The sequence below is a fragment of the Capnocytophaga sp. oral taxon 329 str. F0087 genome (assembly GCF_000213295.2).
GTDB lineage: Bacteria > Bacteroidota > Bacteroidia > Flavobacteriales > Flavobacteriaceae > Capnocytophaga > Capnocytophaga leadbetteri_A.
The window spans coordinates 1-11,915 of record NZ_KN390026.1; the positions used below are offsets into that span (position 1 = coordinate 1).

14 protein-coding genes and 1 pseudogene are annotated in these 11,915 nt (G+C 43.1%); all 15 read left to right on the forward strand.

Annotation, left to right across the window (positions count from 1 at the left end):
- Nucleotides 1–739 (forward strand): hypothetical protein (locus HMPREF9074_RS12410; RefSeq protein WP_009390178.1); only part of this gene is annotated, 739 nt, incomplete at its 5' end.
- Nucleotides 740–809: 70 nt separating this feature from the next.
- On the forward strand, nt 810–974 hold the full coding sequence (locus HMPREF9074_RS12165; RefSeq protein WP_009390176.1) for a hypothetical protein: 165 nt from the start codon (nt 810–812) through the stop codon (nt 972–974).
- Nucleotides 975–1,326: 352 nt separating this feature from the next.
- Complete coding sequence (locus HMPREF9074_RS08940) at nt 1,327–2,109, forward strand: hypothetical protein (protein WP_009390174.1); 783 nt, start codon at nt 1,327–1,329, stop codon at nt 2,107–2,109.
- Between the two features lie 59 nt (nt 2,110–2,168).
- A complete protein-coding gene (gene prfH / locus HMPREF9074_RS08945; protein ID WP_009390172.1) occupies nt 2,169–2,876 on the forward strand; it encodes a peptide chain release factor H in 708 nt (235 codons plus the stop codon).
- A gap of 72 nt (nt 2,877–2,948) precedes the next feature.
- Nucleotides 2,949–3,404 (forward strand): hypothetical protein, encoded by a 456-nt coding sequence (locus tag HMPREF9074_RS08950; RefSeq protein ID WP_009390170.1) that lies wholly within the window; start codon nt 2,949–2,951, stop codon nt 3,402–3,404.
- 12 nt (nt 3,405–3,416) lie between these two features.
- The gene (locus tag HMPREF9074_RS08955; RefSeq protein ID WP_009390168.1) at nt 3,417–3,968 is read left to right on the forward strand and encodes a 3'-5' exonuclease; all 552 of its coding nucleotides are present in this window, start codon (nt 3,417–3,419) and stop codon (nt 3,966–3,968) included.
- A gap of 6 nt (nt 3,969–3,974) precedes the next feature.
- The gene (locus HMPREF9074_RS08960) at nt 3,975–4,832 is read left to right on the forward strand and encodes a hypothetical protein (protein ID WP_009390166.1); all 858 of its coding nucleotides are present in this window, start codon (nt 3,975–3,977) and stop codon (nt 4,830–4,832) included.
- A 4-nt stretch (nt 4,833–4,836) separates the two neighbouring features.
- Complete coding sequence (locus HMPREF9074_RS08965) at nt 4,837–5,181, forward strand: hypothetical protein (protein ID WP_009390165.1); 345 nt, start codon at nt 4,837–4,839, stop codon at nt 5,179–5,181.
- A gap of 92 nt (nt 5,182–5,273) precedes the next feature.
- The gene (locus HMPREF9074_RS08970; protein WP_034540350.1) at nt 5,274–6,665 is read left to right on the forward strand and encodes an RtcB family protein; all 1,392 of its coding nucleotides are present in this window, start codon (nt 5,274–5,276) and stop codon (nt 6,663–6,665) included.
- A gap of 60 nt (nt 6,666–6,725) precedes the next feature.
- Nucleotides 6,726–8,693, forward strand: coding sequence for a DNA primase (dnaG, locus tag HMPREF9074_RS08975; RefSeq protein ID WP_009390162.1), 1,968 nt, complete (start codon nt 6,726–6,728; stop codon nt 8,691–8,693).
- Between the two features lie 70 nt (nt 8,694–8,763).
- Nucleotides 8,764–9,024, forward strand: coding sequence for a YkoF family thiamine/hydroxymethylpyrimidine-binding protein (locus tag HMPREF9074_RS08980; protein ID WP_009390161.1), 261 nt, complete (start codon nt 8,764–8,766; stop codon nt 9,022–9,024).
- Nucleotides 9,025–9,034: 10 nt separating this feature from the next.
- Nucleotides 9,035–9,703, forward strand: coding sequence for a nicotinamide riboside transporter PnuC (pnuC, locus tag HMPREF9074_RS08985; RefSeq protein ID WP_009390159.1), 669 nt, complete (start codon nt 9,035–9,037; stop codon nt 9,701–9,703).
- Nucleotides 9,658–10,218 carry an AAA family ATPase gene (locus tag HMPREF9074_RS08990; RefSeq protein WP_034540344.1) on the forward strand — a complete coding sequence of 187 codons (561 nt, stop codon included), beginning with the start codon at nt 9,658–9,660 and terminating at the stop codon, nt 10,216–10,218. Before pnuC ends, HMPREF9074_RS08990 begins: the two co-directional genes overlap by 46 nt.
- 301 nt (nt 10,219–10,519) lie before the next feature.
- Nucleotides 10,520–11,500, forward strand: coding sequence for a bile acid:sodium symporter family protein (locus HMPREF9074_RS08995; RefSeq protein WP_009390156.1), 981 nt, complete (start codon nt 10,520–10,522; stop codon nt 11,498–11,500).
- 6 nt (nt 11,501–11,506) lie between these two features.
- A pseudogene (locus HMPREF9074_RS12415) lies at nt 11,507–11,915 on the forward strand (hypothetical protein); the annotation flags it as partial.

Consider the following 11,915-nt stretch of genomic DNA (forward strand, 5'->3'; position numbering starts at 1 on the left):
TATGGAGCAGATTTTCTATTTTATTGCAGAACTCACCGTAGCAGCAGGCGTATTTTACGCTCTTAAATGGTATTTGAAAACCCATCAAAACGATTTTGAAAAGCGTTTAGAGAGCTATTGCCCTCCTTCTCCCCTACCTGAGGCGCGACAACTATACCTAACTAAGCGGAAGAGAATTCTGAAGTATCTATTTACAACTGTAGTGATTGTCTTTTCGTTAATCCCTTTTCTGTTTATTGGGCTGTGCGTCGATTTTGAGGTGATACGCCAAATGGATAGCGTACCCTACTTGCTTTTTGGTTATATATTGGTAACGTCTATTACCACATTTGTCCCCTATTTGCTAATAATTTTCTATTATTTATACTACACTATCAACAGGACTACGCAAGCGCAACAACTGCTTTTGGCAGAAATGAGCGAAGAAGATTTTGCCTATTTGGAAAAGGTGAAACAGGTATCGAGATTGTTATACCTCTTGCCGCCATTTGTGTTGTGCCAAGAGAAGCTATACTTCTTTAAGCTAACGCATATCATTGAAGTACCGGTAACCAGCATTACGAACGTCAGTGCTATTTCAAAAGACAAATACAACAATATAACGGTGCTCATAGAGCACTCGCAGCGCACTACCCTAACAATACCCAGTGAATTGTATCCGTTTCTCACGGCATTTATGTTTAAATACCGTTTGGCTACAGGCTATGTAGCAGAGGGGCAAAGGGGTATTGAAGTGTGAGTTTTTTATCGTTAAGCTTTGTTTGTTCAGATTTTATTATTACCTTTGTAACCATAAAAACTAAAATACTATGCAGACATTAATTACAAAAACAGCTAAACCCGCTAAAAAAGAAGCTAAAAAAAAACTAACCAATGCCGAAAAAGATAAGCTTATAAAAGAACTTTCAGAACAAGCCAACAGAAATATAGCTTATAAATTTATGTTTAACTATTTAGGGAACAACACTATTTAAAAAAATAATTCTTCTTTTTTTCTTGCTAATTGAGAAAATAGTAGTACCTTTGCCGCCGAATTACGAACAAATCATTGTTTAACCTGATAAATACACACGAAGAAATGACCTACATCAAGTTACATATCGCATCTGTATTACCTTTGCACAAGGTAACGCTTCGTGGCGTATCCGCTTGATTAGAATAATAGTATAAAATATAGAAGAGCCCGAAGCACCCGCTTCGGGCTTTTTTGTATCCTCTCCCCCTTACCACATACCCAGCTGTGAGCCCTCGCTGGCTTCTCCCAAGGAGAGGGAGATTTTCCCGAAGCAATTTGTTAATTATTAATTGTCAATTGTTAATTGAAAAATGGGAAATCTATATATTACTCCCGAAGGAGGTGGTCGCCTCCGCAATTTGCGTTCTCGCAAGCTCATTGCTCGAGAAGACCACGAGAAGTATTTGCGCGAATGTATCAAACGCCAAAAAGTACTCTTTAAACAACGCCGTGAACTGCCGCTTGTGCCACTCGAAAAACCCTACCAAAAGGGCTATGTGCGTTTCTTTGTACTGAGGGAAGATGTGCGACAAGGCAAGCAAGCCGACTTTTTCGCGACACTTTTGGAGAAAATCAACACCTATCAATATGCCGATACACGCAAGTTCCAGAAGAAGAAAAAGCGTCGTGGCAAGCGTGTCTATATAGCTCGCAAACAAGAATTGTACGCTTTTAGTCAATGGGAATGGGAAAGAGCTCTTGAAAAAGGAAAATTTACCCAAAAAGAACGTGCCTATTTTGCAAAAATAGAGTGTTTCAATCGCCAAAAAGACCGTTTTGAAATCTATTACGAGTTTACCGAGGCGTGGCGTTTTGAGTTGCGTGTAAAGCCTAATATGATTACGCATTACCGTCCGGTAGATATAGCCATAGAGCAAGAACTCGCCGAGCTTGATAAAATCATAGATAACCATAAGAACTGGGGGATTATCCATAGCAAAATCTATGGAGGCAGTTATTCGTGGAATCAATTCCAAAAGCGCTATACGCCTAAGGAAAAGTACAAACGCACCCCGCTGAAAGAAATTGCAGCCCTTAAGTATCACACCTCAGCAATGGAAATCGCAGATATACTTTTAGAAGTCAATCTTTAACCTTATCCGACCAGTCCGCCCCACCGGACTCGTTCGATTTACAAAAAACAAAAGAAAAAATGGAAGAAAAAATCATACAAATCACTGCAGGGCGTGGTCCTTTAGAATGCCAATGGGTGGTAGCCAAAGTGCTGAAAGTCTTTTTGCAAGAGGCTACCCAAAAAGGCATTGACTATACTATCGTCAGCCGAGAGGAAGGCGACGCTAATCTGACTATAAAATCAGTTACTGTGCAACTTAAAGGCAAGGAGCTATCGGCTTTCCTAAAAAGTTGGCTCGGCACGGTTTGTTGGGTGGGCAAGAGTACCTTTCGCAAATTCCACCAGCGTAGCAATTGGTATATAGGCGTTTTCGAGCTCGACCAACTGCAACGTCAGTCTTTTTCGGAGCGCGATGTACAGTTCCAAACCACTCGTTCGCAAGGCAATGGCGGACAGAATGTGAACAAGGTCAATTCGGCAGTACGCGCCACTCACCTGCCTACTGGTGTCAGCGTATTTGCACAAGATTCGCGTTCGCAACTCGACAATAAGAAGCTCGCCCTCAACCGTCTGAGGGAAAAGCTCGCCGAAATAGAGCTTCAGCAACTTGCCGAGCAAGCGCAAAACCATTGGAATAATCACACCCAAGTGCAGCGGGGCAACCCTGTTCGCACCTTTAATGGCTCTGACTTCAAAAGCACTTATGTAGAAAAGAGTTATAAGAAGGAACGTGCTGCGGCTAAAAAGAAAATTAGTCGATTTGCCGATGAGTCGATTTGCCGATGAGTCGATTTGTCGATTAGCAAATGATTGTGTCGCTACGACCTTTGGCGAAGTTGAGTAAAAACTAAAAGCAATATGATCAGAACAATTATTTTTGAAAAAGAAGAGGATATATCCTCTACGATTAGCGATATATTGATTCCGAGTTTGGGTGTAACACTGCCTATATGGATATATAATGAAGCAGGAGAAGCAGGTTTCTTTTCGCCTAAGCAAGAAGTTGTCTTTGAACAGTTCTTTTATCACAATTCCTATCAGGAACAACTCAAAGAGCAATTGCGGGACTTTTACGAAGAGCTAGTTAACAAAGGAGAACTGGAGCGAAAGAATGAACACCATTTTGAGCTTGATTTTGAGTTTGTAGCTATCCCCAGTCAGTGTAAAACCTCTAAAAACATTGTTTATGTAGGAGCTTTTACCAATTGGGATAGAGAGGATAGTGAATTCCCTTTGGAAGTAGAAATTTATTTTGAAGAAGGAGAAGTGATGTGGATAGATGAACTCCGTGGCACTTATACTTTTCCACATTAAAGAATTAAAACAATGACAAACAAAATCATTATTATAGACTTAGAAGCGACTTGTTGGGAGGGAATACCCCCAAAAGGAGAAGTCAGCGAAATTATAGAAATAGGCATTTGCCTGCTTGATACCCTTACAGGTGAGATTAGCGATAACAGAGGTATTTTGGTAAAGCCTACGCATTCCAAAATCAGTCCTTTTTGTACTCAACTTACCACCATTACCCCCGAACTGGTAGCGCGGGAAGGCGTAAGTTTTGAAAAAGCCTTGCAAATCCTTAAAAGGGAGTACCAAGCCTATCAGTACACTTGGGCGAGTTATGGGAATTACGATAAAAATATGCTCCAAAAGCAATGTGCACTTAGGAAACTACCTTACCCAATGCGCAATGAGCATATCAATGTAAAGGAACTCTTCCAAGAGGTAACCCAGCACCCCAAGCGATTGGGAATGCATCAGGCACTGAACTACCTGAAGATACCCCTTGTAGGAACCCACCACCGAGGCAAAGACGATGCTTATAACATCGCTAAAATAATGCACTGCTTGTCTCATTATCAATTGACAAATTAATTCGCAATGAAAAACAACCTTATTCACGGCGTTCATATTTTTGAAAGCGATCTCGCTAATGAGTTGGATAGCATAGTAGAAGATGCTTATCACTACGGCGCTACAGAAGCCGAAATACGCTCCCTTATAGACACTTTTCGCAAGGAAGCAGTGCGCACTGCTTTGGAGAAGGAAATATTTTTGACCCTTCGCCTTGCTATTTTGTGGCAGTATGGGTGGTTGCGCCCCGAGGAGGTAGCTCCTCTGCAACAGTTGGTACAAAAAGGAGTTTCTAAAAAGTGGCTACAGCAGTTTGGTACTGATACCCCTCAGATGAGCTATGCAAAGCGACAACAGCAAGTAGTACGACTGCTCTCTCGCCTTGCCACTGCCAATACAGCAGTGCCTGCACGCGAACATTGGCAAAAGGTAACCGATTTCCTTTTTGTGCCTTATGAAGTGCTGAGCGTACCCTTGTTGGGAGGTCAGTATGGTGCGGTATGGCTATTGAGGACTGATAACTATGAGGGCGACGGACATTATACTTTCGTGGAACTATTGTATAAAAGCACTGAAAAGCCAACGATGGAATCGCTAATGGAGGCGCGCCTTCAGCTGATGGGAGATGGTGAGAAGAAAGTGCTCAGTGATGTGCGTAGGGTAAGTCATAAAGCCTTGTTGCTCTTTGCCGAACGTTTGGAGCGGATAGGTACTGCCATTCCTAAAAAATCCCTACCAGAGCCTTCGCCCTATATAATAGCCTACGATTCTTTTGAGAAATTCGTACAGCGATGGAACAGCGATACAGGTATCCCCGATAAAAGGAAAAGAAAGAAGTTCAAGTCAGTCGTTGCCCATTGGTATATTAGTAAATTGACAAATTAATCCTATGAAAAAGTTTGAATTTAAATACCAATTTGAGTTCTTTTGTTCCCCTATTTGGATAGAGGAAAACGTGAAGAATCCTACCCCTCGCAATGTGGAAATTGCGGATTTGGATATCAATCCATATCTAAAAGAAGAATTAGAGGAACTCAATCACTTGTATCAAGAGATTTTCAATGACAATTACCCTCCAGAATCCGATTTCAAAGATGCCGTAAGTGAGTACATATTTGTAAACCGCGTACTTGTTTCGGCAGAACTCTTAGAGAAAGAAGTAGGGGAGCAATACATTTTTGTCTTTGATTATCCAAAATGGAGAGAAAAATTAGCAGATTTGAAAATTAGCTAATGAGTGCAATACTCCACTTGATTACTCTGTTAATCAATTACTTTATTGCCCCCTTCGGGGGAACGGGGGCATTAGCAAATCAACAAATTATTATGGCAAATTTAAAACTTAAAGGGAAAGACCTACTCAAGTTAGGTTTCCCGAATAATCAATCTATTAATGTAGCGTTGGAAGTGATGAAACGCAATTACGCTACTAAAAACTTAGCGTATGTAAAGTCGGTACTTGAGGATATTCTAAAAAATCCTGCACAGTACGAAGGTCACCTTACTTTCGGGCAGATAGCCGAAGCGTTGCTTTCGTCTACTAAAACCGAAAAACGACAGCTCAATAGCTTGCGCGCGCCTTATCACATCTTTGGCGAGGACATCACCGAAGAGGCAAAAACGCAACTCTATACGGCTCTGAAACTCCCTATTTCGGTTGGCGGTGCCCTGATGCCCGATGCCCATAGTGGCTATGGTTTGCCCATTGGGGGCGTGCTGGCGGTAGAGAATGCGGTCATTCCTTATGGGGTGGGCTTGGACATCGGTTGCCGTATGTGCCTTAGTATCTTGGATATCCCTGTGTCGTACCTCTCAGGGGCACGCGATAAGTACGAGAAAGCCCTTGCCGAGCATACGAAGTTTGGTATGTACGAAACCCACAAATCGCACGTAGAACACGAGATTTTCGACCGCGATACTTTTTCGCTTATCCCTATCCTCAAACGTTTGAAAGATAAGGCAATCAAGCAGATGGGTACTTCGGGCAGTGGCAACCACTTTGTGGAGTTTGGCGAGGTAGAGCTTTTAGAAGACGACCCACAAATAGGGCTACCTAAAGGCAAGTACTTGGGAATCCTTTCGCATAGCGGGTCGCGCGGGTTCGGGGCGGAGATAGCGCAATATTACGTGCGCGTGGCAGCCGAACAATGTCCGCTACCCAAAGAAGCACAGCAGTTTGCGTGGCTCGACCTCAGCACTCACTTAGGGTTAGAGTATTGGACGGCTATGAACCTTGCAGGCGATTACGCTTCGGCTTGTCACGATGACATTCACCGCCGACTTATTCGCGCGGTAGGCGGGCGACTAAGAGCGCGTATTGAGAACCATCATAACTTTGCGTGGAAAGAAATTCATAACGGCAAGGAGGTGGTAGTGCACCGCAAAGGGGCGACTCCTGCTGGCGAGGGGGTATTGGGCATTATCCCTGCCTCGATGACCGATGCTGGCTATATAGTGCGCGGCAAGGGCAATGCTGAGAGTTTTAGTTCAGCCTCACACGGGGCTGGGCGTGCCTTCTCGCGCAATGAGAGTAGAAATCGCTTTACCAGTTCAGATATTAAAAAAGCCCTCAAAGCCAAAGATATTACCCTTATTGGGGGCAATGCCGAAGAAGCCCCTATGGCATATAAAAACATCGAAACGGTAATGCAATCGCAAAGAGATTTGGTAGAGGTAATAGGGCGCTTTCAGCCTCGTATTGTGCGTATGGATAAGTAAATTTTGTGTATCTCAACATAAAATAGTACTTTTGCCTAACTTTCTTAGTCAAAAACAAACGTGATTACCAAAAACACTATCGATAAAGTATATGATCAGATGCGAGTAGAAGAGGTCATCGGCGACTTTGTACAGCTCAAACGCGCCGGCTCTAACTACAAAGGCTTAAGTCCGTTTTCTAACGAACGGACGCCGAGCTTTATGGTCTCGCCAGTGAAGCAGATTTGGAAAGACTTCAGCAGTGGCAAGGGGGGTAATGCTATCGCTTTCTTAATGGAGCACGAGCATTTTACCTACCCCGAAGCCATTCGCTATCTGGCTAAGAAATATCACATAGAGATTGAAGAAAGCCAACCATCTACAGAAGAAAAAGAGAAAGCCGATGAGCGCGAAAGCCTCTACATAGTGTCGGAGTACGCACAGCAGTTTTTTCAAGACTCGCTGCTCAACACTGAGGCTGGCAAAGCCATCGGACTTTCTTATTTCAAAGAGCGCGGCTTTACCGATGATACTATCAAAAAGTTCTGTTTGGGCTTTTCGCCTGATGAATGGACAGCCTTTACTGATGCTGCCCTTGCCAAAGGTTATCAACTGCCTTATTTAGAGAAAACGGGACTTACAATTGTTAATGGCGACCGCAAGTTCGACCGCTTCAAAGGCAGGGTGATGTTCCCCATACACTCTATGAGCGGGCGTGTGCTCGGCTTTGGGGGGCGCATTCTTACTAACGACAAGAAACAGGCCAAATACCTCAACTCGCCCGAGAGTGATATTTATCACAAGAGCAAAGTGCTGTATGGTATTTTCTTTGCCAAGCAGGCGATTGCCAAGGCTGATAACTGCTACCTTGTAGAGGGATATACCGATGTGATACAGCTACACCAGAAAGGCATTGAAAACGTGGTAGCCTCGAGCGGTACTGCCCTTACCCCCGACCAAATAAGGCTTATACACCGCCTAACCCCCAACATCACGGTGTTATACGATGGCGATGCGGCAGGTTTGCGCGCTTCTATTCGCGGGATAGACCTTATCCTTGAGCAAGGTATGAACGTAAAGGTCTGCACCTTCCCCGATGGCGAAGACCCTGATAGCTTTGCGCGCAAGACCGCCTACGAAGACCTTGTGATATATCTGCAAGACCACGCTACCGACTTTATCCGCTTCAAAGCCTCTCTACTGATGCAAGAGGCGCAAGACGACCCTATCAAAAAAGCCGAAACCATACGCGATATGATAAACAGCATCGCCAAAATACCCGATGCTATCAAACGCGAAGTGTATGTGCGCGAGTGTGCTGTGATAATGGACATTTCGGAAGAGGTGCTCTTTAGTACCCTTTCGCAAATGCTCAAAAAAGACCTGTACGAAGGGCAAAAAGTAGAGCGCAAGCAGCCTACTATGCAGGTAAGCAGAACGCCCGAAGCCGTAGAGCAACGCGGCATCAACAAACTCGAAACCCTTGAGCACGACCTTATCAAAACGCTGTTGCTATACGCTAATCGCGAGTGTGAGTTTATCGATACCATACTCGAACAAGACGAAGAAGGCAACCTAAAGGAAAAGCAAGTGCAGCAAACCCTAAAGGTATACGAGAAAATATTCTTAGAACTGCAAGAAGACGAAATAGAGCTTGCCAATCCCGATTTTAAGCAAATATACCAGCTGCTGATGCAGAAGCTAAACGAAGACCCTGAGTACAACATAGATAGAATAGCTAACGAACTGCCTGTCGAGCTATCAGAAAAAGTATCAGACCTAATAATGGAAGATGAAAACCGCCATTTAGACGATTGGGAGCGGCGTGACATCATCGCTAAAGACAAAGATGCACACATCAACGCAATGGTAAGCGATATCATCTTAAACATTCGCACGCTATTAGTGCGCCACCTTATTCAGGAGATACAAGCGCAATTTGCTTCAGCAGAAGAAGAGGAGAAACGAGAGCTCTTAGAAACCGTAAAGAGCTACTTACAACTACAGAAGCTATTAGCCAAACGCCTAAATGTAGTAGTAAATTATTAAAGAGTTCCTTGTGCTTTAAGAAAAAGTTATTACATTTGCACCTCGTAAACACTAAAAACTAATAACCATTATGAAAATATCTGTAGAACTAACCTTTAGTCCGTTGCAAGACGATTTTGAAAAACCTATTCAGCACTTCATCAGAAAACTACGTGCCTCAGGACTTATTATCAAAGAAAATCCGCTAAGCACGCAAATCTACGGCGATTACACCCAAGTGATGAGCCTCCTCACTACCGAAATAGAAGAAGCTCTTGATTTGGTAGAACACGGACTTATGTACGTGAAAATAGTAAAGTCTGACCGCCACGACTACGTTCCTTTCTCTTAACTAACTACCGATGACTGATTTATTTGCTCAATACCAAGGGGTAGAAACTCACTTGGTAGTCTTAGAAATTATCGGAGTCTTTTTCGGCTTCTTAAGCGTTTGGTTTGCTAAAAAAGGGAATATATGGGTGTACCCTACGGGTATCATCAGCACTGTACTCTTTGTCTATCTGCTTTGGCACTATGTGCTGTGGGGCGATATGCTTATCAATGCTTATTATACCGCAATGAGTATCTACGGATGGGTACTATGGGCTAAAAACGCTCATAACAATGTTATTACTATCAGTCGCACTACTTCTCGCGATTGGTATATCTGTGCCGGCTTAGGGCTCTTCAGCCTCACTTTCGTTACTACAGTCTATTACCTCAAGCCTTTTATACAAAACAACTTCTCTATGGAAGGCGTAGCTTTAGGTTTTGAGCACTTCTTACCTACCGAATACGTTGATGTATTCACCACCGCTATCTTCTTAGTAGGTATGTGGCTAATGGCAAAACGCAAAATCGAAAACTGGATTTTCTGGATTGTAGGCGACTTTATCTCTGTACCCCTATACCTCAAAAAAGGAATGCTCTTTACTTCATTCCAATACCTTTTATTCACCATCATTGCTATTATGGGTTATATAGAATGGAAACGACACTTACGCAACACCCCAGCCCCCTCACAAAAGTAGCTTTTATAGGCCCTGAAAGCACAGGCAAAACTACCCTAAGCGCGCTATTGGCGCAGCACTACCATACCCTATATGTAGAGGAGTATATGCGCACCTATCTGCAACGCAAATGGGACGAGCACCGACTTACTTGCACCCCTGACGATGTGCTACCCATAGCCGAAGGACAGATGCGCACCGAAAACGAGCTCGCTGCTCAAGCCCATCGCTTCCTCTTCTGCGACACCTGTCTGCTGGAGCTGATGATTTACTCTTATCTGTACTACGGTTATTGCGACCCACGTATAGAGCAGGCAGCCCTCTCTCACCATTACGATTTTATCTTCCTAACCTACATCGATGTGCCTTGGGTAGCCGATGACCTACGCGATAAACCCAACGAGCGCGATGAGGTATTTGCTTTCTTCCAACAAATGCTTGACCTACACCACATTAGTTATATTATCCTCAAAGGCGACTTACACACACGGCAACAACAAGTAGTACATTTTTTAGACAGCTATCAAAAAAATTAACAGTATTGCGTTAAAATTTAACATAGCTTTAACGTATAGGGGGGGGTAAAATGCTTATCTTTGCCCCCGAAAATACACAAGATATTTGCTTTTCTTAAAGTCCCGACTTTCATTCTCTTTCATCTATTCTATTCTCCTCAGAAAGTCGGGCGATATTTCAGAGAATAGCAGAAGGGTTCCCACAATCATACACACCCTTCTGCTTCTTTCTCTGATTTTTTTATAGTTCCTTCAAAAGTTTTTTATATTTTTGCGCTATTAAATCACAATAAACAACTAATGGTTAGTAATATAAAAGAAAATGAGCAAGATTTTTAGTAAAAACGCCTTCCTTTGGCTCTTAGTACTAATGGTACTATTGGGCAAACTAATCCCCTATCGCGAAAGCTATAACGCTTACTTCAATTTAGGTACTTTTATTGATTGGGGCATAGTGATTATCTTCCTCCTCTATGGGCTTAAACTCAATATCCGCGAGGTGGTAAACGACATCAAAAACTGGAAACTACACCTACTAGTGCAGCTGGCTACCTTTGTGCTTTTCCCGCTTTTGGTCATTGCTTTCTATCCGCTAGCCAAAGACACTACTTTCTACCTGCTATGGTTTTCCATATACTTCCTCTCTTGCCTACCCTCTACAGTATCATCATCAGTGGTGATGGTCTCTATCGCTAAAGGCAATGTACCCTCAGCTATCTTCAACGCCTCTATATCAGGACTTATCGGCATCTTTGCCACCCCTATGCTAATGCACCCCTTCATGGATAACAGCAGCAACGCTACAGTCGACCAAGCCTCTATCATCCAACAACTATTGCTAAAAGTACTCTTGCCTATCGTATTAGGCTTGCTTCTAAACCCCTTATGCCGAAAGTTCATCACCCGTTACGGAAAACTCATTGGCAAGTTCGACCGACTTATCATCTTACTAATCGTTTATGAGAGCTTTTCTACTGCCTTTGTAAATCAAGTGTTCAGCAGCGTACCAGCCGTAACGTTTCTTATTATCGCAGGGGCATCAGTAGGACTGTTCTTCATTGTCTATCACGTATTAAGCTGGGCAGCTAAGCGTTTGGGCTTCAACCGCGAAGACACTATCACTACTACCTTCTGCGGCTCTAAAAAATCATTAGTACACGGCAGCTTGTTTATGATGGTATTAGGCATTCCTGACGATAATAAAGTAATGTTTCTCTTACCCATAATGCTATACCACAGCTTTCAGTTGTTCTACGTAAGCTGGCTAGCAAATAAATTATCAACAACACAAAGCAAACCCTAACAAACTATGAGAAAAGCACTAATCATCTTAACCACCTTAATAGCCATTGTAGGCTGCCAAACACGTATTAAGCCTCTTACAGATTTAGACGACAACCAATTGCACGGCAAGGTAAAACAAATGCTCGAGCTAACCTATTACTACGGCAATGTCGATAGAGTGTTTTTTGAAGAGAAAACCAAAGCCTCCGATTCAATGTTGTATATTTTTAATGAAAAAGGCTATTATACCGAAGCCGTTCGCTTAACTCCTTCTGATGATGACGAGGACGAACAGGCGGCCAGAAAAATCTACGTTACTCGCACTGCCGACGAAGTAAAAACAACCGCTTACAACAGCGATGGAGATATCCTATACCAAAGCATAAGTAAGCTAAACCCAGAAGGCTTAGAGCTTACCCGAACAGATGTTTATA